General features: G+C 70.5%; 21 protein-coding genes. 11 read left to right on the top strand and 10 right to left on the bottom strand.

Annotated elements, in window-relative coordinates:
* Positions 1–142 precede the first annotated feature (142 nt).
* Together OG978_RS02670 and OG978_RS02665 are read right to left on the bottom strand one after the other, a co-directional pair.
* Positions 143–1,513: an SWIM zinc finger family protein gene (locus tag OG978_RS02670; RefSeq protein ID WP_326763625.1), complete on the bottom strand. Its 1,371-nt coding sequence runs from the start codon at positions 1,511–1,513 to the stop codon at positions 143–145.
* Positions 1,510–4,404 carry a DEAD/DEAH box helicase gene (locus OG978_RS02665; RefSeq protein ID WP_326763624.1) on the bottom strand — a complete coding sequence of 965 codons (2,895 nt, stop codon included), beginning with the start codon at positions 4,402–4,404 and terminating at the stop codon, positions 1,510–1,512. The genes OG978_RS02670 and OG978_RS02665 overlap by 4 nt, the downstream gene beginning before the upstream one ends.
* Positions 4,405–4,698: 294 nt before the next feature.
* On the opposite strand from OG978_RS02665, the gene OG978_RS02660 reads away from it, so the two are divergent.
* Positions 4,699–5,808 (top strand): fatty acid desaturase family protein, encoded by a 1,110-nt coding sequence (locus OG978_RS02660; protein WP_326763623.1) that lies wholly within the window; start codon positions 4,699–4,701, stop codon positions 5,806–5,808.
* A gap of 121 nt (positions 5,809–5,929) precedes the next feature.
* Positions 5,930–6,112, top strand: a complete 183-nt coding sequence (locus OG978_RS02655; protein WP_326763622.1) for a hypothetical protein — start codon at positions 5,930–5,932, stop codon at positions 6,110–6,112.
* An 86-nt stretch (positions 6,113–6,198) separates the two neighbouring features.
* On the opposite strand, the gene OG978_RS02650 is transcribed toward OG978_RS02655, so the two are convergent.
* Together OG978_RS02650 and OG978_RS02645 are read right to left on the bottom strand one after the other, a co-directional pair.
* Positions 6,199–7,290, bottom strand: coding sequence for a hypothetical protein (locus OG978_RS02650; RefSeq protein WP_326763621.1), 1,092 nt, complete (start codon positions 7,288–7,290; stop codon positions 6,199–6,201).
* 113 nt (positions 7,291–7,403) lie between these two features.
* On the bottom strand, positions 7,404–7,715 hold the full coding sequence (locus OG978_RS02645) for a hypothetical protein (RefSeq protein ID WP_326763620.1): 312 nt from the start codon (positions 7,713–7,715) through the stop codon (positions 7,404–7,406).
* A 109-nt stretch (positions 7,716–7,824) separates the two neighbouring features.
* Here OG978_RS02645 and OG978_RS02640 point away from each other — a divergent pair, with 109 nt between their 5' ends.
* Positions 7,825–8,727, top strand: a complete 903-nt coding sequence (locus OG978_RS02640) for an oxygenase MpaB family protein (RefSeq protein WP_326763619.1) — start codon at positions 7,825–7,827, stop codon at positions 8,725–8,727.
* Positions 8,728–8,751: 24 nt separating this feature from the next.
* Here the strand turns inward: OG978_RS02640 and OG978_RS02635 are convergent, their stop codons facing one another.
* Entirely contained in the window at positions 8,752–9,351 is a 600-nt protein-coding gene (locus tag OG978_RS02635; RefSeq protein WP_326763618.1) for a class I SAM-dependent methyltransferase, read from the bottom strand.
* Between the two features lie 171 nt (positions 9,352–9,522).
* Here OG978_RS02635 and OG978_RS02630 point away from each other — a divergent pair, with 171 nt between their 5' ends.
* The 4 genes from OG978_RS02630 to OG978_RS02615 are packed head-to-tail and all read left to right on the top strand — an operon-like array spanning position 9,523 to position 13,891.
* Complete coding sequence (locus OG978_RS02630; RefSeq protein ID WP_326763617.1) at positions 9,523–10,398, top strand: MHYT domain-containing protein; 876 nt, start codon at positions 9,523–9,525, stop codon at positions 10,396–10,398.
* A gap of 58 nt (positions 10,399–10,456) precedes the next feature.
* Positions 10,457–13,000 (top strand): sensor histidine kinase, encoded by a 2,544-nt coding sequence (locus OG978_RS02625; protein WP_326763616.1) that lies wholly within the window; start codon positions 10,457–10,459, stop codon positions 12,998–13,000.
* A complete protein-coding gene (locus OG978_RS02620; protein WP_326763615.1) occupies positions 12,997–13,467 on the top strand; it encodes a roadblock/LC7 domain-containing protein in 471 nt (156 codons plus the stop codon). Before OG978_RS02625 ends, OG978_RS02620 begins: the two co-directional genes overlap by 4 nt.
* A complete protein-coding gene (locus tag OG978_RS02615) occupies positions 13,457–13,891 on the top strand; it encodes a DUF742 domain-containing protein (RefSeq protein WP_326769907.1) in 435 nt (144 codons plus the stop codon). The genes OG978_RS02620 and OG978_RS02615 overlap by 11 nt, the downstream gene beginning before the upstream one ends.
* 95 nt (positions 13,892–13,986) lie before the next feature.
* Here the strand turns inward: OG978_RS02615 and OG978_RS02610 are convergent, their stop codons facing one another.
* Both OG978_RS02610 and tatA read right to left on the bottom strand, forming a co-directional pair.
* Positions 13,987–14,562 carry a TerD family protein gene (locus tag OG978_RS02610; RefSeq protein WP_326763614.1) on the bottom strand — a complete coding sequence of 192 codons (576 nt, stop codon included), beginning with the start codon at positions 14,560–14,562 and terminating at the stop codon, positions 13,987–13,989.
* 158 nt (positions 14,563–14,720) lie between these two features.
* Entirely contained in the window at positions 14,721–14,909 is a 189-nt protein-coding gene (gene tatA, locus OG978_RS02605) for a Sec-independent protein translocase subunit TatA (protein ID WP_326763613.1), read from the bottom strand.
* A 192-nt stretch (positions 14,910–15,101) separates the two neighbouring features.
* On the opposite strand from tatA, the gene OG978_RS02600 reads away from it, so the two are divergent.
* Positions 15,102–16,589, top strand: a complete 1,488-nt coding sequence (locus OG978_RS02600) for an LCP family protein (RefSeq protein ID WP_442817642.1) — start codon at positions 15,102–15,104, stop codon at positions 16,587–16,589.
* 28 nt (positions 16,590–16,617) lie between these two features.
* Here OG978_RS02600 and OG978_RS02595 read toward each other — a convergent pair whose 3' ends face one another.
* Genes OG978_RS02595 through OG978_RS02585 form a run of 3 tightly spaced genes read right to left on the bottom strand, consistent with a single transcriptional unit; the run spans position 16,618 to position 20,232 of the window.
* On the bottom strand, positions 16,618–17,166 hold the full coding sequence (locus OG978_RS02595; protein WP_326763611.1) for a GNAT family N-acetyltransferase: 549 nt from the start codon (positions 17,164–17,166) through the stop codon (positions 16,618–16,620).
* The gene (gene mgtA / locus OG978_RS02590) at positions 17,163–19,874 is read right to left on the bottom strand and encodes a magnesium-translocating P-type ATPase (RefSeq protein WP_442817641.1); all 2,712 of its coding nucleotides are present in this window, start codon (positions 19,872–19,874) and stop codon (positions 17,163–17,165) included. The genes OG978_RS02595 and mgtA overlap by 4 nt, the downstream gene beginning before the upstream one ends.
* Positions 19,867–20,232: an ArsR/SmtB family transcription factor gene (locus OG978_RS02585; protein ID WP_326763609.1), complete on the bottom strand. Its 366-nt coding sequence runs from the start codon at positions 20,230–20,232 to the stop codon at positions 19,867–19,869. Before OG978_RS02585 ends, mgtA begins: the two co-directional genes overlap by 8 nt.
* A 425-nt stretch (positions 20,233–20,657) precedes the next feature.
* On the opposite strand from OG978_RS02585, the gene OG978_RS02580 reads away from it, so the two are divergent.
* From OG978_RS02580 to OG978_RS02570, 3 genes are all read left to right on the top strand, one after another.
* Entirely contained in the window at positions 20,658–21,284 is a 627-nt protein-coding gene (locus tag OG978_RS02580) for a GTP-binding protein (protein WP_326763608.1), read from the top strand.
* 141 nt (positions 21,285–21,425) lie between these two features.
* Positions 21,426–21,839 (top strand): roadblock/LC7 domain-containing protein, encoded by a 414-nt coding sequence (locus tag OG978_RS02575; protein WP_326763607.1) that lies wholly within the window; start codon positions 21,426–21,428, stop codon positions 21,837–21,839.
* 126 nt (positions 21,840–21,965) lie between these two features.
* Complete coding sequence (locus OG978_RS02570) at positions 21,966–23,051, top strand: DUF6397 family protein (protein WP_326763606.1); 1,086 nt, start codon at positions 21,966–21,968, stop codon at positions 23,049–23,051.
* Positions 23,052–23,063: the final 12 nt, after the last annotated feature.

Here is a 23,063-nt window from a genome sequence, read left to right as displayed (position 1 = left end):
CGTCAGGTTCCGTCCTCGCCATCAACGCACGGTGACATCCAGTTGAACGCACGGACAGAACACGACGACGGGCGCGGGCGGGAGGCACTGGTCGCCCCCGCCCGTCCGTCGTCGATCGGCCGGGGGCGTACGAACGAGGCCCTCAGTCGTCCGCCACGCCCGAGCCACCCAGCGCGGCCGCCGGATCGTCGTCCGCCGGACCCGCCGGGACCCAGTGCCCGCCCTCCTTGCGGTACGGCCACCAGCGCCCGTCCCGCCCGTAGCGGAGCTGCACACCACCGTCCACCGCGGTCCAGCGATTGCCCGCCGACCGCAGCCGGGGCCGCTCGCCCTCCTCCCACGCCTCGGCGAGCCGGGCCCGTGCCCTGGCCAGGGCCTCCGGACCGGGCGTCCACTCCTCTTCGAGCACGGTGAGCGCGGCCGCCCCGCCGTACCGCCACGCCCGCACCGCCGCATCGAGCTCGGCCTGTCGCCGCCCCGAACCGGTGGCCAGCCGCTTCGCGATCCAGGGCTCGGGCCGGGCTTCCGCGACCAGCCGTACGGCATCCTGCTGCGGTGTCAGCCCGGCCGGCAGCGGCTGCCGTTCGTGGCCGGGGGAGAGAGCCTCGGACAGCATCCGGTGGGCGCGCGCCGCACCGTCCGTCGCCAGCAACTCCAACGCCGCCGGATCGACGCCGGCCTGCGGTTCGGTCTCCGTCTCCAGCGACGGCGCCGGGCCGGGCTCCGCAGGCAGCGGCGGAGAAGCGGGCAACGGGGGCAGGATGTCCCGGGCCGCGAACGCCTCGTCCGCCCGTACGCCCAGGTCGTCGGCCTTTCCTGCCGCAGCCGCGGACCCGTCGGCGGGTTCGGCCGGGCCGGACGGCCCGTGCCCCTCGGCGCGGGCCGCGATGCGGACCTGCAGTTCGTCCAGGAGCCGCCGCTCACCGCGCCCCCGCATCAGCAGCAGCACGAACGGGTCCTGGTCCAGCAGCCGCGCCACCTGGTAGCACAGGGCAGCGGTGTGCGGGCAGTGGTCCCATGCGTCACAGGTGCACTCCGGGTCCAGATCGCCGATCCCGGGCAGCAGCTCCACCCCGGCCGCCGCCGCGTCCTCCACCAGGTGCGGCGGCATCTCCCGGTCCAGCAGTGCCGCGATGTGCCCGGCCCGTTCGACAGCCATGCCGAGGAACCGTTCCCACTCGGCCTTGCTCAGCTCCTGGAGCAGCACATCGCTGCGGTACGTGAACGAGTCCCCGTCCCGGACCACCGCGGTGATGCGGCCGGGCCGCACGGAGACCGCACCGACCCGGCCCTCGCGGGCGAACCTGCGCCCCTTCTTGAGCTGCTTGCCGTCCAGCGCGGTGTCCTCCAGGGCCTTCAGCCATGCCTGGCCCCACCAGGATCGAGCGAAGCCGCGGCCGTGTGCGGGCGGCATCGCGGCGAAGGTCCGCTCCTGTCCCGGGGCAGGGGTGTCTCTGCCGTCGCTCTCGTACTCGCCGCCGTCGTAGCGGTCGCCGTCGTGTCCGTCGCTCATCGCGTGCCCCCTCGCAGCTCCACCAGATCGGCCAGTTCCGCATCGCTCAGTTCCGTCAGCGCCGCCTCGCCGGAGCCGAGCACCGCGTCCGCGAGGCCCTGCTTGCGGGCCAGCATGTCGGCGATCCGGTCCTCGATGGTGCCCTCGGCGATCAGCCGGTGCACCTGCACCGGCTGGGTCTGGCCGATCCGGTACGCGCGGTCGGTGGCCTGCGCCTCGACCGCCGGGTTCCACCAGCGGTCGAAGTGCACGACATGACCGGCCCGGGTGAGGTTGAGACCGGTACCGGCCGCCTTCAACGACAGCAGGAAGACCTGGGCCTCGCCCGCCTGGAAGCGGTCGACCATGGCCTCGCGCTCCGCGACGGGCGTACCGCCGTGCAGGAACTGCGTACGCACCTCGCGCGCTGCCAGATGCCGTTCGAGCAGCCGGGCCATCTGCACGTACTGGGTGAACACGAGCACGCTCGCATCCTCCGCCAGGATCGTGTCGAGCAGCTCGTCCAGCAGCTCCACCTTTCCCGAACGGTCCGCGATCCGCGGCTCGTTCTCCTTCAGGTACTGCGCCGGGTGGTTGCAGATCTGTTTCAGCGCCGTCAGCAGCTTGACGACGAGACCGCGTCGGGCGAAGCCGTCGGCGCCGGAGATCGCGGCCAGCGTCTCGCGCACCACCGCTTCGTACAGACCCGTCTGTTCCGACGTCAGCGACACCGTGCGGTCCGTCTCGGTCTTCGGCGGCAGTTCCGGCGCGATGCCCGGATCGGATTTGCGACGTCGCAGCAGGAACGGACGCACCAGCGCGGCGAGCCGCTCGGCAGCCGCCGGGTCACCGCCCTCCGCGGTCCGTGCGTACCGGGTACGGAAGGTGCCGAGCCGCCCCAGCAGACCGGGCGTCGTCCAGTCGAGGATCGCCCACAGCTCGGAGAGGTTGTTCTCCACCGGAGTACCGGTGAGCGCCACCCGGGCCTGCGAGCCGATCGTCCGCAGCTGCTTGGCCGTCGCCGAGTACGGGTTCTTCACGTGCTGCGCCTCGTCGGCGACCACCATGCCCCACCGGATCTCCGCGAGCTTCGCCGCGTCCAGCCGCATGGTGCCGTACGTGGTGAGGACGAACTCGCCGTCCGACAGGTCGGCAAGGCTGCGTGAGCCGCCGTGGAAGCGGCGTACCGGTGTACCCGGCGCGAACTTCTCGATCTCCCGCTGCCAGTTCCCCATGAGCGACGTCGGGCAGACCACCAGCGTCGGGCCGGCGGCCGATTCGATGCTCCGGCGGTGCAGATGCAGAGCGATGAGCGTGATGGTCTTGCCGAGACCCATGTCGTCGGCGAGGCAGCCGCCGAGACCGAGCGAGGTCATGGTGTGCAGCCAGTTCAGACCCCTCAGCTGATAGTCGCGCAACGTGGCGGCGAGGGCCTCGGGCGGGCCGACCGGCTGTGGCTCGCCCTGCTGTCCGGCCGCCTCCGGGTCGGCCACCCGGCGGCGCAACTGCTCCAGCCAGCCGGTGGCCCGGACCTCGACCCGCTGCCCGTCGACCTCGGTGGAACCGGTCAGGACCGCACCCAGCGCATCGATCGGCGTGACCTTGCGGTCCTGGGTCTCGCGGGCTCGCCGGGCCTCCTCGGGGTCGATCAGCACCCACTGGTCCCGCAGTCGCACCACCGGCCGGTTGGCCTCGGCCAGGCGGTCCAGCTCGGCACGGCTGAGCTTCTGATCACCCAGCGCGAACCACCAGTTGAACGTCAGCAGCGCGCCGGCCGACAGGAGCGGAGGAGCCTCGGAACCGGTGCGTGCGACCCCCTCGCGCTCCTCGTTCCCCTCGTCGTCGGGCGGCCCGATCACGGCGCGTGCGGTGAGCTTGCGGGCCAGCTCCTTGGGCCAGTGCACCTGGACCCCGGTCGCGGCCAGTGCCCGTCCGGCGGAGCCGAGGAGTTCGGCGAGCTCGTCGTCGGCCGGCTCCACGGAGTCGGGCACCGCGGCGGACAGCAGTGGCGACAGTGGTGGCCAGGCGCGGGCGGCCCGGCGCAGCGCGAGCAGGACATCCATCCGGGCGCGCGGTCCGAAGGCCGCAGCAGTGCGCGCGCCGCCCGCCCAGACCTCGGCGGCATCGGCGACCAGCGTCGGATCACTGACACTGTGGATCTGCAGAACGGCCCGGAAGGAGGGGCCGGCGGACCGCCCGTCGTCCTCGTCCGGCGCGGTGAGCCCGGACATCTCCACCCGGAGCGAGAGCCGGACGCCCGCGTCGTGCCCGGCCGCGACATCGGTGGCCCAGGCCCGATGGCCGGGCAGGTGCTGTGGTTTATCGACGGTGAATGCCGGGCCGCCGCCGGCGAACGCCGCAGCGGGGGTGCGGGGCAGACCGTCCGCCACCGCGTCGAGGAACGCGCGCAGCAGCCGCTCCGGCTCGGGAAGCAGAACGGGCTGCGCGGACCCGTCGAGTGGCACCGCGTGGGCCAGCGGCGGCATCGAGGCCGCGAGCGTTCGGATCCGCGACTGGTCGTCGGCGGTCAGCGGACCGGCCCGCCAGGCATCGTGGTCCGTGGCGCTCAGTCCCGGCAGCAGCAGGCCCCGGGCGGCGAGTTGGAGAGCGAGAATGGTGGCCGCACCCCAGAACGCGGCTGCGTCGGAGGCATGCGCCGAGGCGCGCGCACGCGTCAGGACAGGCAGCGCGTCGCGGACCGGAAGCAATCGTGCCGGTACGGCGTACGCCCGCGCGTCGGTGCCGACGACGGCCAGCTCCTCCACATGTCCGGGAGCATCGGGCGGGCTGCTGCCGTCCGGGTGCCAGAAGGCGACTCGGCCGGTACGGGAGGGATCCCCGGGCAGGAAGACCACGGAGCAGGCGGAGAGTGCGGAGATCTCGGAGAGCGTTGCCGCAGGGAGTCTGTGCACAGTGATGCCGAGTTCCTCAAATTTGACTAGTGGGGGCCGGGTCGCCGAGGGTACCCCACGGAAGTCCCTGGCCGTGAGGCGAATCGCCGTGATCCATGCCACATCCGGATCCGCCGGTATGCCTGATCATTTGTCGGCCGGGAGGGCATGCTGCACTCCTGGGTGTGGGCAGCACCCCTACCGGGGGAGGGGGTATACCCCCGGAGAGCCCGGGTGTTGGTGCCATGGTTGCCGCATACGCGGTCCCCTTACGTTTCTACAGGTCAGCGCAGCTTTCCAGAGACCGGAGTTGTCATGCCCCAGGCCATAGCCACCGCAGCGGAAGGTGCCCGTGAGGGTACGGGAGGTGCCGCAGCGGGAAGTGCGGGAGCGGGAAGTGCGGCAGGTGCCGTCGGCACCGGAACCGCTCCGGCTCAGGGAAGCGACTTCGCGCCCCTGCTGCGGGCCGTGAAGGGGCAGGGCCTCCTGGAGCGGCGAACCGGTTGGTACGCCGCAGGAATCGCCATCAACCTGCTCGCACTGGGCGCCGTGATCACGGGCATGGTCCTCCTCGGCAACACCTGGTGGACCCTGCTGCTCGCACTTCCGCTGGCGATCTTCTGGTCGCGCACCGCGTTCGTCGGACACGATGCCGGGCACGCCCAGATAACCGGCGCCCGCAAGGCGGGCCGCGCCATCGGCTTCGTGCACGCCAACCTGCTGCTCGGCATGAACGAGGCATGGTGGAACGACAAGCACGTCCGCCATCACGCCAACCCCAACCACATCGACAAGGACCCGGACGTCGGTGTCGGTGCCCTCGTCTGGACCCAGAAGCAGGCGGCCCAGCGTGAGGGCTTCGCCCGCTGGCTCACCCGTAACCAGGCCCGTCTCTTCTTCCCGATGCTGCTCCTGGAAGGCATCGCGCTGAAGGTCTCCGGCTTCCAGTACCTGCGACAGCAGCCCGCCCGGGAACGAGTTCTCTCGGGACTGCTCCTCGTCGCTCACCTGGGCCTCTACGCGACGCTGCTGCTCACCGTCCTGTCCCCGGGGAAGGCCATCGTCTTCGCGCTGGTGCACCATGCGCTGTTCGGGCTCCATCTGGGCATGGCCTTCGCGCCGAACCACAAGGGCATGGAGATGCCCGACCCCGACGGCGATCGCTGGGGCCACCTCCAGCGTCAGGTCCTCACCTCGCGGAACGTACGTGGCGGCATCCTCACCGACTGGTTCCTCGGCGGGCTCAATTACCAGATCGAGCACCACCTCTTCCCGAGCATGCCCCGCCCGCACCTGCGCCTGGCGCAGCCCATGGTGCGCGCCCACTGCGAGGCACTGGGGATGCCGTACGCGGAGACCGGACTGATCGAGTCCTACCGGCAGGCACTCCAGCACATGCACGAGGTCGGCGAACCCCTGAGGTGAGCCTCGGGTCCTGGGGCGATTCCTCGGCCCTGAGGAGAGTCCTCGGCCTGCTGGAACCGATGGACACGCACATGCGTTCTCACAGCAGAAGCGGCTTCGGGCCGCGAAGGAGGCGTGGACGATGTCGAACAGCGCGAAGATCGCCATCGGGGGAGTGGTCGTAGCGGTCATCCTGATGCCGTTCATCGGTTTCTGGCTGTCGTTGCTGGTCCTGGTCGGAGTTCCGGCAATCGCGTATCTGCTGCTGGACCCCAGTCAGCGACGCAGGCTCCGCAGGATCACCCGCAAGGAAATAGGCCGCTGAGAGGGAAGGCTCCGTATTAAGCGGGACAGCCGCGGTGGTGAGCGGAAACGAGACGTTTTCGTTCACCGAGCCGAACCGGGAGAGCGTCAGGCTGCCGGTCGTACCGCAAGCGCGTCCAGAGCCTTCAGCAAGCCCGGCAGTTCGGTGCCGCGACCGACCGGCAGCACCTCGCCCGGCTCCTCGTCCAGCAGGATGAACGCGATGTCGTCGGTCCGGGCGACCAGGGACCAGCCGGGGCCGTCGACGCGCAGCATTCGGGCATCGTCCGTGGCGAAGGAGGACCGGACGCGGCCGGGTGGCGGCGGGGTGCCGACGTAGCCGTGTGCCTGCGCGAGAGCCCGCCGTACACCGGGGTGCACTCCGGAAGGCGCGTCCGTGGCCGGGTTCGCGGTGGTGGCGTCGGACCGGTCGTTCCCGGAGTCGACCGGGGACTCGTTCCCGGACTCGGTCAGGGACTCCTCCCCGGACTCCTTCGCGGCGGCGTCGCCCGCTTCGGATTGGCGGATGGCTTCAGGCCCGGTCTCGACATCGACCTCAACGTGAACCTCTACCTCAGGTTCACGGTCGGATTCAGGTTCAGGGTCAGGTTCGGCGACGGCTTCGGCCCCTGGCAGGTCTTCCGGCTCGGCATCGCTCCCGGCAGCGTCCGTGCCCGCCGGGGTGATGAAGGCCGCCTCGTCGTCGATCTGCTCGCGCCAAGCGGTCCACTGATGCGCTATCTCGTCCGCGCCCATGCGCCGCTGGGCCGGTCCCCACGATTCCGTGTCGGGCGGTGTCAGCGGCGCCGGAGCGGTGCCCTCGGCCTCCGGGTCCGGCAGCGGATCGTGCGGCGCGGCCACGCCCGGGGCGGCGACCGCCACCGGGAGGGGCCAGCCCGGCAGTGCGCAGACCACCGAGCGGTCGTCGGGAGAGAGGTCGTAGTCCATGCCGCAGTCCCAGGCCGCGATCGCGACGGCGACCAGCGACACGTCCTCGACGACGACGGTCCACCGCGCGCCACTGCCGTCCTGGCCGAGGACCAGCCCGTATCCCTCGGCGTAAGGTTCGAGGGCGAGTGCCGCACAGGCGGCCGGGTAGTCGTCACCGAGGACGCTCGGGAATTGCGCCGGTGTCAGCAGCACCGCGGTCAGCACATACAGTGCGTCGTCGTCGGCGACCGTGTCGTTCGGCGCGGCCACGGCGCCCTCCTCGTCCCTCGTCGTTGTCCGTCGGCGCACCTTAACGAGTGAGTAACCCACTCGTCGAGGCCCTGACAAGGGAAGACGTCAGTTCCGTGTGCGGCGCACGGCACTCATCGTTCGGCGGGGAGACCGAGCAGGGTACGGGCCACTGTCTGCGGCGACTCGCCGCGCTCGCGGGCCAGTGCGATGACGGCCCGGCAGGCCAGCTCGCTGACGCCGAAGGAGAGCGCCTCGGGCGACACCCAACCGCTCGCTTCGTCGAGCCGTGCCTGATCCTCCTCCACCGACGCCGAGACAAAGGTGGCGGCCGCCTCGAAGAGATTGTGCTGCTTGCGCCGGTCCTCTTTGGAGGGTGCTGCGGACTGGCCTGCCTTGCGGTCGGAGGCGACAACCTTCCGCAGGCTGCCGATTATGTCGATCATGGGGACCGCCTTCCCGAGGAGCTGTGAGTGCGTGACTTGCTGGTACCTGCTTGTGGTATTCCCCGCCGACGTAGAGTTGGACCTTCGGCCGATACGAGGGGGCAGCGCGGTGAAGAGGTACGACCGGCTGAAGGAGATTCAGCGTCTCGATCCGGAGCAGGACTTCCTTCGAATCTACCGGATCACGGCAACCTACGAGTTTCCCTGGGACATCACCCGCGCGCTCGAACTGGCCCTGTACCGCACCTATGCCGTACCCAGCATCGGCCGACTCCTCGCGCAGACCGCCGAACTGACGGATCGTTCACAGAAGCGCTACGACGACACCGCACTGCTCCTCGACACAGTCCTGGAGCACGGCTTCGACAGCGACTCGGGACGTACGGCACTCTGCCGGATCAACCAGATGCACCGCAGCTACGACATCAGCAATGACGACATGCGCTATGTGCTGTGCACCTTCGTCGTCACCCCGAAGCGTTGGCTCGACAACTACGGCTGGCGCCGGCTCTCCGACCACGAACTGCGGGCGTGCGCCGCCTACTACCGGAACCTGGGCGCGCACATGGGCATCAAGGAACTGCCGCGGACGTACGAGGACTTCGAGCGCACCCTCGACACCTACGAGGCCGAACACTTCGGCTGGGACGAAGGGGGGCGCCGCGTCTCCGACGCCACCCTGGACCTGATGGGCTCCTGGTACCCGCGCCCCTTGGCCCCCGTCGCGCGGAAGGTCGCCCTCGCGCTGCTCGACGATTCCCTGCTGCGGGCGTTCCGGTACGAACGCCCCGGCTCTGCGGCCCGCAACCTCACTCATGGCGCTCTGCGGCTGAGGGCACGCGCGGTGCGACTCCTGCCGCCGCGTTCCACCCCGCACTACGCCCGGCAGAACCCGGAGATCAAGGGCTACCCGGACGGCTACGAGGTCTCCGGGCTGGGCACGTTCCCGCTCCCGGGCGTCGGCGGTTGTCCGGTCCCGCACAACCGGCGCTCCGACGCGCCGGTGGAGTGAGCGCGAAGGTACGGGGCGGGCAGGTCAGGACGTCCGTGCGGCGAGGGCGAGGAAGCGGTCGTCCTCATCGGTGTACGCATCGAGCCGCCAGCCCGAACGCGCCAGCAACGGGCGGAGGTTGTGTTCGGCCCGCAGATCGTCGTCCGTGATCCGGCGGCCGTGGCGTGCTGCGAGGGCGGCCCGCCCGATGGGGTGGAAGAGCGACAGCCGCCCGCCCGGTCGCACCACTCGTGCCAGCTCCGCCAGGTCCGGACCGGGGTGCGACAGATGGGAGAGCAGCCCGGCCGCGAACACCGCGTCGAGCGTCCGCGACCTCAAGGGCAGACGGGCGACATCGGCGAGGAGCAGCGTCCCCTCGCGGTCGCGCCCCGCCCGTACCGCCGACTCCAGCATCGCCGCCGTGAGGTCCACGCCCAGGACCGTGCCCTGCGTCCCGACCGCCGCCCGCAGGGCGGGCAGTGCCCGCCCCGTGCCGCAGCCGGCGTCGAGCACCGCATCCCCCGGGCTCAGTGCGAGGGAGTCGACGGCGGCGTCGTAGGCGGGCCCGTCGTCGGGGAAGCGGGTGTCCCAGTCCGCTGCGCGCGCTGTGAAGAACTCCTGGACGTGTGTGTGGTCGTCGGCCATACAGACATGATCGCGTAGTTGCCGATTGAGCGAAACAGAGCGAAACATCGGGAAATGGGGTGCGTGCTCGAGCACTGGCCGATCGTTCGGCAACCTCTCTCTGTCATATTCCGGCAGCTTTCGAAATGCGCCCCTGGCGCGCGCCCCCATCGCGGCTAGCGTCCCCGATCCATGGGACACCTGGACCACGCCACCTTCGGCTGGCTGACACCCGCGCTGTCGTACGTGATGGCATGCATCGGCGCGGCACTCGGCCTGAGCTGCACCGTGCGCGCTCTCGACACGACCGGCCGTTCGCGCCGCAACTGGCTGATCACGGCCGCATCCGCCATCGGTTCGGGCATCTGGACCATGCACTTCATCGCGATGCTCGGTTTCGGCGTGAACGGCACCGACATCCGCTATGACGTGCCGCTGACCCTGCTCAGCCTGCTCGGCGCCATGGTGGTGGTCGGCGGCGGCGTCTTCGCCGTCGGCTACAGCCGCGACCGGACGCGGGCGCTGCTGCTCGGAGGGCTCGCCACCGGAATCGGCGTCGCCAGCATGCACTACCTGGGCATGGCGGCACTTCGTCTGCACGGCACGATCCACTACAACCCGCTGCGGGTCGCACTCTCCGTCGTCATCGCGGTCGCTGCGGCGACGGCGGCCCTGTGGGCGGCACTCAACATCAAGTCGTCCCGGGCCGTCGCGTCGGCCTCCCTCGTCATGGGCGCCGCGGTCAGCAGCATGCACTACACCGGAATGCTCGCGGTCTCCGCGCAGGTCGTACCCTCCGGCGACGAATTGCCCGGCGCCACCACCATGCAGTTCATCTTTCCCCTGGCCGTAGGCCTCGGCTCGTATCTCTTCCTCACCTCGGCATTCGTCGCGCTCTCCCCGACAGCCAGGGAACGCGCCGCCTACGTCTTCGCCGAACGTGCCGCAGGACCCGCCGACACGGGCCCGATCGCTGACGCGCGGGGCTTCACCGGGCGGCGACCCGCCCGCCAGGAACGAGGCGGCGACATCGGCGACCACGACACATCGCCCGTCGTCGCCCCCTGAAACGGCCGCGGCCCGGCAATCGCGACACACCCAGCACCACACTCGGAACGAGGAGGCCATGCGCCCACCCCGCACGACCACGGAAACCGGTGCGTCGGCCGCCCAGCCGCCGCGCGGACGCCGCGCACACGCGGGCCCACCGGCCGACGAGAGCGCCGAGCACGACCTGCGACCGCTGCTGTCACCAGCTCCGTCCGCACCGCTAGGACGGTGGACGCTTCGGCCCAGGACCGTACGCGCGAAGATCATCTCGCTGCTGATGGTGCCCGTTGTCTCGCTGCTCGCCCTGTGGGGATTCGCCACCGTCACCACTGCCCAGGACGTGGCACGGCTCCGCCAGCTGCAGCGGGTCGACGAGGAGGTCCGGGCCCCGATATCCGCCGCTGTCGCGGCGCTCCAGAGCGAGCGCCGGGAGGCCATGCTCCAGCTCGCGGCACCCAGCAGTGCCCAGGCCGCGGAGCTGGAACGCCGGACCGGACGCACCGACAGGGTGCTCGCCGCCCTGAGGCTGGACAGCGCCCACACCATCGCCGACACCGGCAACGTTCCGTCCGCGGTCGCTGACCGGCTCGACCGATTCCTCGGCCTCACCCGGCGTCTGCGCGCCGAGAAGGGCAACGAGGGAGATGTGAACGTGAACAGCGAAGCGAGCGATGCGGACGGTGACGCACGCGCTGTGAACGCCGCGTACGACCGGTACACGGCGGCCGTCTCCGTGGCCTTGGGAGTCTCCGGCGCACTCACCGGAATCCAGGACGACGCAGGCGGTTCCGATGCCCGCGTACTGCTCGAACTCGCCCGCGCCGACGAGATGCTCGCCCGCGAGGACGCCCTGCTGGCCACCGCCGCACGCACCGGAACGCTCAGGGGCGACCAACTGCGCCTGTTCACCGGCGCGGTGGCAACCCGGAGGGACCTCACCGAGACCGCGGGCGAGGACCTGCCCGCCACCGAGCGGGCCGCCTGGCAGAGGTTCACCGCGGGCCCCGCCCACCGACGGATCCAGGCAGCCGAGGACAGGGTGCTCGCCGCACCCGCCGGACGCAGGGCCGCGCGGGCCGTTCCGGCCGACGACTGGGAACGAGCAGCCGGTCGCGTCCGGAGCGAGACCCGCACCATCGGCACCAGCGCCGGACAGCACGCCGCCGACCGCTCCACCCCGCTCGCCCGAGGACTCTTCACCCCGTCCGGAGCCGCCGTCCTGTTCGGCTGTGTCGCCGTCGCGGCGTCCCTGGTGATCTCCGTACGCATCGGCCGGTCACTCGTCGTCGAACTCATCAGCCTCCGCAACAGCGCCCTGGAGGTCGCCCGCCGCAAACTGCCCCGGGCCATGCAACGGCTACGGTCCGGTGAGGAGCTCGACATCGGTGCCGAGGCTCCGCAGGGCCCGGCCGCCCACGACGAGATCGGCCAGGTCGCCGAGGCGCTCGGCACCGTGCACCGGGCGGCCCTCGGCGCAGCCGTCGAACGGGCCGAACTCGCCGACGGCATCTCCGGAGTCTTCGTCAACCTGGCCCGGCGCAGCCAGGTGCTGGTCCACCGTCAGCTCAACCTCCTCGACAGCATGGAACGCCGCGCCGACGACCCCGACGAACTGAGCGATCTCTTCCGGCTCGACCACCTCACCACCAGGATGAGGCGGCACGCCGAGAGCCTGATCATCCTGTCCGGTGCGGCACCGGGACGCGCCTGGCGCATGCCCGTACCCCTGACCGACGTCGTACGGGCCGCCGTGTCCGAGATCGAGGACTACGCCCGGATCGAGCTGCGGCAACTCCCCGACGCCGCCGTGAAGGGCGCCGCCGTCGCCGACCTCACCCACCTGCTCGCCGAACTCATCGAGAACGCCGCACAGTTCTCACCGCCCCACACCAAGGTACGCATCAGCGGCGAACCCGTGGGCAACGGCTACGCCCTGGAGATCGAGGACCGTGGCCTCGGCATGGGCGACGAACTCCTCGGCGAGGCGAACCGGCGGATCGTGCAGGCAGAGGCGCTCGATCTCTTCGACAGCGACCGGCTCGGACTCTTCGTCGTCAGCAGGCTCGCCGTTCGCCACCACATCAAGGTCCAGTTGCGCACCTCCGCGTACGGCGGGACGACCGCGGTGGTGCTGCTGCCCACCGCACTGCTGCAGAGCGCGCTTCCGGCCGACAAGGAGCCGGTCGCACCGGGGAACACCCCGGGCCGACGCGGGGACGACCACGACCGGCCACGCCCCGGCTCCGGTCTCGGTCCCGGCCCCCGTGCCGCCCGGCCGAGGATCACCGCCTTCCCGTCGCCGGTAGCGGTACCCGCTCTCGACTCCGGTCCCGGGACCCGCACGGAACCGCGGCGCGACGAGGACACACTGCCGCGCCGGGTGCGGCAGGCGAGCCTCGTCCCGCAGCTCCGCGAGGAGCCCCGCCCCGATGAACCGGCACCGGCCGACGATCCGAACGGCACCGGCAACCCCCAAGAGCGCACCCCCGAGCAGGCCAGGGACCGGATGACCGCCTACCGCAACGGCTGGATGCGCGGCGGCGGTACGGCTCCCGGTACGTCCGCGCCCCGGCCCGGCGTCACCGATCCCCGTCCACGCAGCGAAGGAGACCATGAATGATCGCGAATGAGAGGACCGCCGGGCGCCGCGCCTCGGGCGAACTCGACTGGCTGCTGGACGACCTGGTGGCACGGGTCGGCGAGATCAGGCACGCTGTCGTGCTCTCCGGCGACGGCCTTGCTGTGGGCGCCTCCAGTGCGCTCAGCCGTGAGGACGCCGAGCATCTCGCCGCGGTGGCCTCCGGATTCCACAGCCTCGCCAAGGGCGCCGGCCGCCATTTCGGGGCCGGGAACGTACGGCAGACCATGGTCGAGATGGACGAGGGCTTTCTGTTCGTGGCGGCGGCGGGCGAGGGATCGTGCCTGGCAGTGCTGAGCACGGCCTTCGCCGATATCGGCCTGGTCGCCTACGAGATGGCCGGGCTCGTCAAACGTGTCGGTGAGCATCTGCGTACCCCGCCGCGGTTCGCCGCACCCCCGACGGCCGTCGGCCGATCGGGCGGAGACGGCCGTGTCCATGTCCGATGAGGGCCCGGGAGGCATCCCGCGACTCCCGGGACCGCACCTGCTTCCGGGCAGCCGGTGGTACGACGCCGAAGCCGGACCACTGGTCCGTCCGTACGCGGTGACGGGCGGCCGGACCGAACCGGGCCACAACGGTGCGCAGTTCGATCTGATCGCGCTCGTCACCTTCGACGGCAACGCACCGGACCGTTCGGAGGAGTCCTTCCTCGGCCCCGAACACCGGGCGCTGCTCAGGCTCTGCCGGTCGGAGACCCCGTCCGTCGCGGAACTCTCGGCCGATGCCGACCTTGCCGTGGGCGTCGTCCGCGTGCTCCTCGGTGATCTGCTCGAAGCCGGCTACGTACGCGTCAGCAGCCCCGTACCGCCCGCGCAGTTGCCCGACGAGCGCATCCTGCGCGAGGTGATCAACGGCTTGCGGGCCCTGTAGGAGCGCGCCGGGCGAGCGGGCCGTGCGGGCCCCGCTCCCCGCTCCGGCGGAGGGGAAGAAGGGCCCGCGCCCGTTGCTCACGGGATCCGTCCCGGTCAGACGTTGACGCCGTAGTCGGACGCGATTCCCGCCAGACCCGAGGCGTAACCCTGGCCGACCGCACGGAACTTCCACTCCGCACCATGCCGGTACAGCTCGCCGAAGACCATGGCGGTCTCCGTCGAGGCGTCCTCGCTGAGGTCGTAGCGGGCCAGCTCCACGCCGTTCGCCCGGTTCACCACGCGGATGAACGCGTTGCGTACCTGGCCGAAGCTCTGACCGCGGCTCTGCGCGTCATGAATGGAGACCGGGAAGACGATCTTGGCCACATCCGACGGGACGGTGGCCAGGTCCACATTGATGGACTCGTCGTCGCCCTCGCCCTCACCGGTCAGGTTGTCGCCGGTGTGCTGAACCGAACCGTCCGGGCTCGTGAGGTTGTTGTAGAAGACGAAGTGCAGGTCGGAGAGGACCTTGCCCGCGTTCGAGCACAGCAGCGCGCTCGCGTCCAGGTCGTGGTCCGCGCCCGTCGTCGTCCGTACGTCCCAGCCCAGGCCGACCGTCACTGCGGTCAGGCCGGGTGCCTCCTTCGACAAGGAGACGTTGCCGCCCTTGGCCAGGGTCACACCCATGAACATCCTCCATTGATCCAGTGGTCCAGCGATTCGGTGAACGGCGCTGCTCCGGCCGTCACCCGGTCAACGACGGCATCGTGACCATGGTTCCCTTGCTTGCGCAAGCCTTGAAGTGAACCTCTGTGAGACGTGCCGTACGTTGGTGGGCCGGTGGCCTAAGCGTGTGGGTCGGTACGGGGCGCCTGCACATCGGTCTCCTTCATGGCCTTCGCCTCACTCTTCAGGATCCGCATGGATTTGCCCAGGGCTCGGGCCGTGTCCGGCAACTTCTTCGAGCCGAACAGTGCGATCACCACGATCGCCAGGATCAACAGGTGCCAGGGTGCGAGGCCGTTGTGCAACATGTGCGTCCCGCCCTTCCTTTCGGTGCTTTGGTCGGATTTTCCGCTCGGCGTACGTGGGCGGTGCTGCAGGCTGTCTGTAGGTAGGTCCGGTGATCCACTCGGACATCAATACTTGCTACATTGCGCAACTGTACAACCATGGGGCGGTGGAGCACGTCTTCCCTCATGGAAACCGGACGGACGGGGTGGCCGATGACGGGTAGTCGCAAAGCGGGAGTGGGCAGTGGGAGGGCCGGCCGCCTGCGCCGGACAGCCATGTTCGGGCTGTCGTTCCTCGTGCTGCTGGTCGCCGGCGTCGGGTGGGGCTACCTCAAACTCGGCGGCAGCATCGACACCTTCAGCGCGGACGGGATCTCCGGCGACCGGCCACCCGGTTCCTCGCAGGGGCAGAACGTCCTGGTCATCGGATCGGACTCGCGCTCGGGCGACAACAGCAGACTCGGTGGCGGCACGGGGGCGGTGGGGCGCTCCGATACCGCCTTCCTCCTCCACGTGTACGGCGACCACAAGCATGCGGTGGCCGTGTCCATTCCGCGTGACGCGCTGGTCGACATCCCGGCCTGCAAAGGGCCCGACGGCGAGTGGACCGCGCCGCAGCACGACGTGATGTTCAACGGGGCGTTCTCGGTGGGGGAGACGGCCGAGGGGAACCCGGCCTGCACCCAGAACACCGTCGAACACCTCACCGGCCTGCGCGTCGACCACACCGTCGTCATCGACTTCGCCGGATTCTCCGCGCTGACCTCGGCCGTCGGCGGCGTACCGGTGTGTCTGCCCAAGGACATCTACCAGCGCGACCTCAGCCCCAAGCGGCCCACCCGAGGGGCCAAGATCTTCACGAAGGGCCCGCAAAACGTCTCCGGGCAACGGGCACTCGACTACGTCCGGCTGCGGCACGGCATCGGCGACGGCTCGGACATAGGGCGCATCAAGCGACAGCAGGCCTTCGTCGCCTCCCTCATCAAGAAGGTCAAGTCCCAGGGGCTCAACCCCACCACTCTGCTGCCTCTGGCCAATGTGGCCACCGACGCGATGACCGTCGACCCCGGACTCGGCTCGGCCGACCGGCTGCTGTCGTTCGCCATGTCGATGAAGAAGATCGACCTGCACAACACCAAGTTCGTGACCGTCCCCTGGCGTTACGAGGGTGCACGCGTCGCGATCGTCGAACCGGACGCCGACGCGCTCTGGGCCTCACTGAAAGCCGACCGTACGGTCGACGGCAAGGACGCCAGCGGGTCGTCGGGGAAGGGCGACGGGAAGGTCAACCGCCCGGCGTCACCCACGGCGGACGCCCCGGTCTCCGGCAAGGGAATCAGCGTCGCCGTCTACAACGGAACCACGGTCAGGGGTCTCGCCGCCCAGGCGGCCGAACTCCTGCGCTCTCGGGGCTTCACCGTCACCACCACGGCCACGGCCAGCAGCCAGGACCACACTTCGACCGTCATCGAGTACGGGCCCGGACTGCGGGACGAGGCGGAGACCACCGCACGGCTCTTCGCCGGAGCGCGGACAACGGCGTCCGGCACCGCCGGAATCCAGGTGATCCTGGGCAGTTACTACGCACAGAACCCATCGGCCACACCCGGGGCACCGGCCCCCTCCACCGTTCCGTCCACCGTCGCCGACGAGGCCCGGTCGGCCGACGACGACCCGTGCGCGGACCTCACGTACGGCTGACCCGCCATCGGGAGCAGGCCGGCGGCGCTCAGCGCGGTGCCCCGGCCGTTCGGAGCTGCAGCACCGGGTGACGGGGAGCCACGAAGCCGTACGACTCGTACAGCGCGGCCCCGTCCTCGGTGGCGTTCAGACCGACCACCGTGACCCGGGCCTCCTCGCGGAACCAGGTGAGCAGGGCGTCGAGGCAGACCCGGGCATGCCCGAGACGGCGCCGTCGGGGATCGGTGCTGACATTGGAGACATGCCCCTGCAGACCGCTCAGGTTCGCCGGGCCGGGGGCATGCGCGTGGCACGTCCCGACCGCACTGGAGACGACGCCGAGCGCGGGATCGTCGACGAGGAACGCGGCGAACACAGCGGGGTGACGCAGGCGCTCGGCGAACCACTGCGTGGACGCCGCCCGCCACGGCGCGTCGGGGCCGCCCGTCTCCACTCCCATCTCGGCCAGCATCAGCCCGCGCAGCCGTACCAACGCGGGCACGTCGTCCAGCGTGGCACGGCGGGCACGCACCACCGGCCCGCCGCCGATACCGGTACTCGTGCCGGACTCCGGACGGTCGATGCGCGACGGGATCATGAGTGGCTCCACTTCCGCTCGTAGCGGGTACGGGCCGCCCGCAACCCGTATGCGTACAGGGCCAGCACCGTTGCCAGCAACAAGTAATAGAACGGTGGCAGCGCGCTCATGCCCAGCAGCCCACCGAGCGGGGTGAGTGGAAGCAGCAGCCCGACCACCGCGAGACCGCACGCGGCCAGCCGCAACGGACCGCCGCTGCGACCGCCGGCAACGCGTCCGCCCGTACGGAGCAGCAGCATCACCAGGGCCTGGGTGAGCAGATTCTCGGTGAACCATCCCGAGTGGAAGGCCTCCTGCCCGCCCGACGTCGCGGAACCGTGCAGGGCGAAGGCCAGCACGGCGAACGTCGCCAGGTCGGCGGTGGCGTTCAGCAGACCGAAGCCCGTGATGAAGCGGAGGAAGTCGCGCGGACGCAGCACCGTGGGCCACCGCAGCACCTCGGACGCGGGCCGGTCGAAGGCGAAGGCGAGCTGCGCCACGTCGAAGCACAGGTTCTGCACCAGGACCTGCGCCGGAAGCATCGGCAGGAACGGCAGCATCAGCCCTGCCGCGAGCATCGCGATGACGTTGCCGAGGTTCGACGAGAGCGTGATGCGCAGATACGTGGCGATGTTCCCGCTGCAGTGCCGACCCGCGGTGATCGCATCATCGATGGCCGCGAGGTCCTTTTCGGCAAGGACCACGTCCGCGGTCTCCCGCGCCACATCGACCGCGTTGCGCGGGCAGATGCCGACGTCCGCGGCGTGCATCGCGGGCAGATCGTTGACCCCGTCGCCGAGGAAACCGGTGGTCCGCCCGGCGGTGCGCAGCGCGGACACGATCCGTGCCTTGTGCTCCGGCGTGCAGCGGGCGAAGACCGTGACCCGGTCGGCGGCCTCCGCGAGTGCCCCGTCCGGCAGTGCGTCGATCCGCTCCGCCGACATGACCTCGCCCGGATCGAGGCCGAGATCCCGGCAGGCACGGGTGACGGTTCCCGGATCGTCGCCGGTGAGGACCTTGACGGCGATGCCCCGGTCCTTCAGTGCGGCCAGCGCATCCGCCGCGCTCGGTGTGAGTGCGTCCCGCAGAGCGACGAAGCCGAGGAACGTCAGTCCCCTTTCGTCGGCCGTGGTGTACGCACGTGGCCGGGCCGGGCGCTCGGTACGGGCCACGGCGAGCAGCCGCAGACCGTTGGCGGTCTCGCGGGCGGCGAGTTCGCTCAGCCGGACCCGTTCGGCCTCGTCCAGCGCGCACCGCTCGAGTACCGCCTCGACCGCTCCCTTGGTCACGAGGGTGTGGACGCCGAGCCTTCCGGGGCGGCGGACGACCGCGGTGGCGATTCGGCGCACCGGATCGAACGGCAGCGCGGCGACGCCGTCGTGCGCGGACAGCGTCTCCTCCCGCTCCTCGGCCGCGTCCAGCACCGCTTCGTCGAGTGCGTCGGGGGCGGGCAGATCGGCGAGCTGCAGCGTCCAGAGCGCGTTGACCGCGGCCCAGTGGAGTGGCTCGGGATCGGTCCGGCCCGACGCGTTCAGGGAACGTTCGACGACTGGCCGGTCCTGAGTGAGGGTTCCGGTCTTGTCCACGCAGAGCACATCGATCGCACCGAGGTCGTGCAGCGCGGGCAGCCGCTTGACGATCACCCCATGGTTCCTGGCGAGCAGCGAAGCGCCCCTGGCCAGCGCCGTCGTGACGATCACCGGCAGCATTTCCGGAGTCAGCCCGACAGCCACCGCGACGGCGAACGGCAGCGTCTCCAGGCCCCGGCCGCGCAGCGCCGCGTTGGCCATGAGCACCAGGGGCGGGGTGAGCAGCATGAAGCGGATCAGCGTCCAGGAGATCCCGTGCACCGAACGGTCGAAGGCGCTCGTGCCGCGGCGGCGCGCCGAACCGTCGTACGCGGCGGCGAACCTGGTTTCCGCACCGGTCGCCGTCACCACCGCCGTACCGCTGCCGGACGCCACGCTGCTGCCCTGGAAACACAGCTCCGGCCGAGCGAACAGCCCTTCCTCGTCGCCGCATCCGCCGCCGGTGGCGCGTGGCTGTGACGGCGTGTCGACGGGATGCTTCGCGACCGGGGCCGACTCTCCGGTGAGCGCCGACTGATGAATGGTCAGCCCGCTCGCACGCAACAGCCGCACATCGGCAGGTACGAGATCACCCGGACCGAGCCGGATCACATCGCCCGGCACCAGCTCCCCGACCGGCGTCTCACGGGCCTGCGGCGCGGCATCCGGCCCCGCACGGCGCAGTACGGTCGCGGTGGTCGCCACCAGCTCCCGCAGCGCGGCCGTGGACCGGTCCGCCCGGTGCTCCTCCGCGGAGCGCAACAGACAGCTGACGACCACGAGCACCAGCGTCACGCACGCCGTGCCCCATGAGGCCACGGCTGCCGAGACCAGGCCCAGGCACAGGAGCACCGAGGTGAACGGATCGCGCAGACTGCGCAGGAAACGGCGGGGCCAGGAGACCGGACGCCAGGCCGGCAGCGTGTTCTCGCCGAACCGCGCCAGCCGTTCCCCGGCCTGTTCCTCCAGCAGCCCCCGCGGTCCGCTGTTCAGCGAGCGGAGAACCTGCAGGGAGGTCGGTGCGGCAACCGCGAAGGCGGCAGCCGTGGCATCGGGGGCGGCGCCCCGCCCGGCTGTCGCGCCGCCCATCGGCACGACGACGGCGGACGGACCATCGGGGCCGGTGCTGCCGGGACCCGCGGCGGCACTGCTCTCAGGCACCGAGCCCACGGAGGCGTGAGGGTCGTGCGGGCGAGTGTCCGGCGCGCTCCGCGAGCTGGCCGACCATCAGCCGGACGACGGTCACCACATCGGGATCGTCGACCAGGTACACCTGCCGGCGGCCTTCGCGCCGGGACCGTACGAGACCTGCCAGTTTGAGTTTCGTCAGATGCTGGCTCACCGAAGGAAGGGTGCCGCCCACCCGGTCCGCGAGTCCGGTCACATCGCTCTCGCCCTGGGACAGCGCCCACACGATGTGCAGCCGCGCAGGCGTCGCCAGCAGGCCGAAGGCCGCTGCGGCCTCCGCCAGTACCTCCGCGGGCGGATCCTCGAAACCGCCTTCGGCAGCTCTCGACACTCTTGTTCTCCCTGTCCGCGTGGCCCGATTCCTCGCACCCGAAGTCTTCAGTGTAGGCGCCGGACCTCCGCCGTCCGCGGGCCGCTCGGGCAGCAGCAGCCCGGACTCCTGGACTCACCGTGTCCGCCGGGCGACAGGGGCAGGCGCTTGTGCCCATGACCGGCAGCGGCAGGCATCGCCCCGAAAGACGTGTCGGATTGTGGACTGATCCGGGCAGTGAATGAGCTGGAACTGTCACATGGCCAAAAAATCGATCTCATCCCGCGGTGCAGGTTCTTCTTTGCCATGCTGTCGGCCTGCGTAGGCGGGAAGCAGGCGGGAAGTCGATGTGCGCTTGCTGACGATTCATGGGGGCCGAGCCCTCTCAAGGCTGCTTTGACCTGCGCATTCGACGTCCAGGGACGCACTGGTGAGAGAAGTGATCGATGCCTTCCGAGCACGCTGACAACACATACGGGGAGACGGCCGGGGAGCCTGCGGAGACCGATGCTCTCGCACTGAAGATATTGGTCGCCGGAGGCTTCGGGGTCGGAAAGACAACGCTGGTCGGTGCCGTCAGTGAGATCCGGCCACTGCGGACGGAGGAACTGCTCAGTGAGGCGGGACAGTCGGTCGACGACACGGACGGGGTCGGTCAGAAGACCACTACGACCGTCGCCATGGACTTCGGACGGATCACCATCCGGTCCGGTCTCTCGCTCTATCTGTTCGGCACACCGGGACAGGACCGTTTCTGGTTCCTGTGGGACGAACTCTCCCAGGGCGCGCTCGGGGCCGTCGTCCTCGCCGACACCCGCCGGCTGGAAGACTGTTTTCCGGCCGTCGACTATTTCGAGCACCGCCGCATCCCCTTCGTCGTCGCGGTCAACTGCTTTGCCGGCGCCCGCACGTACGGCGAAAGCGAGGTGTCCCGCGCCCTCGATCTCGACCTCGGCACACCCGTCGTCCTGTGCGACGCGCGCGACCGGGAATCCGGTAAGGAAGTCCTGATCCGCATGGTCGAGTACGCCGGCCGGATGCACACCGCACGGCTCCTCGACTCGGTGAGCTGACCCTTCCGGGCGCTCTTCCCCCGCCTGCCACGTGGCTCGGACCAAGCCACATGACTGAGGAGTGCTTGCCCCTGCGTGACCAGTGCGCAAGGCTTACGGCAACGGGGCACGGGGAACGTATGAGCGGGGAGGAGCGGGGAAATGGCGCTGGACAGGGGACTCGACTGGCTCCTTGACGACCTCACGAGCAGGGTCGAGCACATACGGCACGCGTTGGTGCTGTCGAACGACGGACTGGTGACGGGGGCGAGTACGGGTCTGGCCCGCGAGGATGCCGAGCATCTCGCCGCGGTCTCGTCGGGGCTGCACAGCCTGGCCCGTGGGTCGGGACGTCACTTCCGGGCCGGAAGGGCCCGGCAGACCATGGTGGAGTTCGACGAGGCACTGCTCTTCGTGACGGCGGCGGGGGATGGCAGCTGTCTGTGCGTGCTGAGCGAGGCCGAGGCCGACGTCGGCCAGATCGCGTACGAGATGACGCTGCTCGTCAACAGGGTCGGTGAGCATCTCGGCGTCGCCGCGCGGCAGGCGGCGGATGAAGAAGCCGATCGCGTTTGATCCGGCCGCGTTTGATCCGGTCGCGTCCGATTCGGCCGCAGGCGTTATCCACAGGCCGGGCGGACGCATTCCCTTCGGGGCTACGGTACTCACAGAGAGTAACCAAGTCTCACGGGGGAGAGCGTCATGGCTGTTACTGAAGACATGTGCACGGAGACCATCGGCGTGATGGCGGCGGGCCCGGCCGCCGCAGGCACGATGGCGGTGGGCACAGCGGCTCAGGAACTCCAGTTGAAGCGCGGCGAGTTGGCGATCGCCGTACATCTGGGGCTGATCCGCCTGATGGTGCCGCGGGACGGCGGCAGGCCGCGGGTCCGCTGCGACGAGGTCGACCGGCTCCGGTCGCAGGACGGGTTCCCGGAGGCGCTGCGGGAAAGGGTGCGCACGGTCGGGACGGCAAAGGGAGCTCAGCAGCTCGGGATCAGTCCGGACCGCTTCACCAAACTCGCCCGCGCAGGATGCTTCACGCCGATCACGTTCTACCTCAACCGGTACCGGGCGATCGTCTGGCTCTATCTCGCAGACGAGCTCGCCGGGTTCGCCGCCCGGGAGCCCCGGCTCCTGGTGGGCAGGAGCCCGGCCTGGCTGCGTGGCCGGTTGGAGGGAGGCACCGACTGCCGGGCGCGCAACTGGCGCTCGCGCCGGGTCGAACGGCTGCTGATCCTCACGGAGGATCCTTGGGCCCGCGCGGCCGTGCTCGCGGACACGCTGGACGCGGTGCAGTTGGCGGAGGTGGTCGACGATCCGTACGAGCGCGCGTACCTCGCCAGGATCCGGCCCGAACCGGCCTTCGGGCCGACTGGGCCGCCCTTGGCACGGGAGACCATGGCGCACCTGATGCAGGCCGACGAACCGGACGAGATGCTGTGGCGGCGGGTGAGCCTGATCATGGAGTTGGACAACGCCCGGGAGGCGCGGCCGGCTCCGCGTCCGGGCGGCGAATGGCGCGCCTTCCAGCGCCCGGGGAATGGGTGTGAAGGCGCGCCGGACTCCCACCCTGGTGCCGGACCCGTTCCGGCGCCCGCTCTCGCGCCCGAGTCCGTTCCCGCCGTCCCGCCTCATCCTGGTCCGGCACCAGGCCCTGTCCACGCGCCGACAGACGTGGCGGAACCCGCACTTGGGCTGCTGGCTCGGATCGGTCTGCGCAGGCGTACGACCAGGGCCGCGGGCCGTCGGCAATCCGGGCCGGGGTGCGCGCCGTTCGGCGCGTGACGAGGAGGCTGC

Source organism: Streptomyces sp. NBC_01591 (genome assembly GCF_035918155.1).
Taxonomy (GTDB): domain Bacteria; phylum Actinomycetota; class Actinomycetes; order Streptomycetales; family Streptomycetaceae; genus Streptomyces.
Note: the sequence above shows the minus strand (reverse complement) of the source record. Positions and strands in the feature narration are given on the sequence as shown.

What these genes read in the sequence shown, in the direction of transcription:
- OG978_RS02670 (WP_326763625.1), bottom strand. Translation starts at nt 1,513, where the DNA reads ATGAGCGACGGACACGACGGCGACCGCTACGACGGCGGCGAGTACGAG.
- OG978_RS02660 (WP_326763623.1), top strand. Translation starts at nt 4,699, where the DNA reads ATGCCCCAGGCCATAGCCACCGCAGCGGAAGGTGCCCGTGAGGGTACG.
- OG978_RS02655 (WP_326763622.1), top strand. Translation starts at nt 5,930, where the DNA reads ATGTCGAACAGCGCGAAGATCGCCATCGGGGGAGTGGTCGTAGCGGTC.
- OG978_RS02645 (WP_326763620.1), bottom strand. Translation starts at nt 7,715, where the DNA reads ATGATCGACATAATCGGCAGCCTGCGGAAGGTTGTCGCCTCCGACCGC.
- OG978_RS02635 (WP_326763618.1), bottom strand. Translation starts at nt 9,351, where the DNA reads ATGGCCGACGACCACACACACGTCCAGGAGTTCTTCACAGCGCGCGCA.
- OG978_RS02630 (WP_326763617.1), top strand. Translation starts at nt 9,523, where the DNA reads ATGGGACACCTGGACCACGCCACCTTCGGCTGGCTGACACCCGCGCTG.
- OG978_RS02625 (WP_326763616.1), top strand. Translation starts at nt 10,457, where the DNA reads ATGCGCCCACCCCGCACGACCACGGAAACCGGTGCGTCGGCCGCCCAG.
- OG978_RS02620 (WP_326763615.1), top strand. Translation starts at nt 12,997, where the DNA reads ATGATCGCGAATGAGAGGACCGCCGGGCGCCGCGCCTCGGGCGAACTC.
- OG978_RS02615 (WP_326769907.1), top strand. Translation starts at nt 13,457, where the DNA reads ATGTCCGATGAGGGCCCGGGAGGCATCCCGCGACTCCCGGGACCGCAC.
- OG978_RS02610 (WP_326763614.1), bottom strand. Translation starts at nt 14,562, where the DNA reads ATGGGTGTGACCCTGGCCAAGGGCGGCAACGTCTCCTTGTCGAAGGAG.
- tatA (WP_326763613.1), bottom strand. Translation starts at nt 14,909, where the DNA reads ATGTTGCACAACGGCCTCGCACCCTGGCACCTGTTGATCCTGGCGATC.
- OG978_RS02600 (WP_442817642.1), top strand. Translation starts at nt 15,102, where the DNA reads ATGACGGGTAGTCGCAAAGCGGGAGTGGGCAGTGGGAGGGCCGGCCGC.
- OG978_RS02595 (WP_326763611.1), bottom strand. Translation starts at nt 17,166, where the DNA reads ATGATCCCGTCGCGCATCGACCGTCCGGAGTCCGGCACGAGTACCGGT.
- OG978_RS02580 (WP_326763608.1), top strand. Translation starts at nt 20,658, where the DNA reads ATGCCTTCCGAGCACGCTGACAACACATACGGGGAGACGGCCGGGGAG.
- OG978_RS02575 (WP_326763607.1), top strand. Translation starts at nt 21,426, where the DNA reads ATGGCGCTGGACAGGGGACTCGACTGGCTCCTTGACGACCTCACGAGC.
- OG978_RS02570 (WP_326763606.1), top strand. Translation starts at nt 21,966, where the DNA reads ATGGCTGTTACTGAAGACATGTGCACGGAGACCATCGGCGTGATGGCG.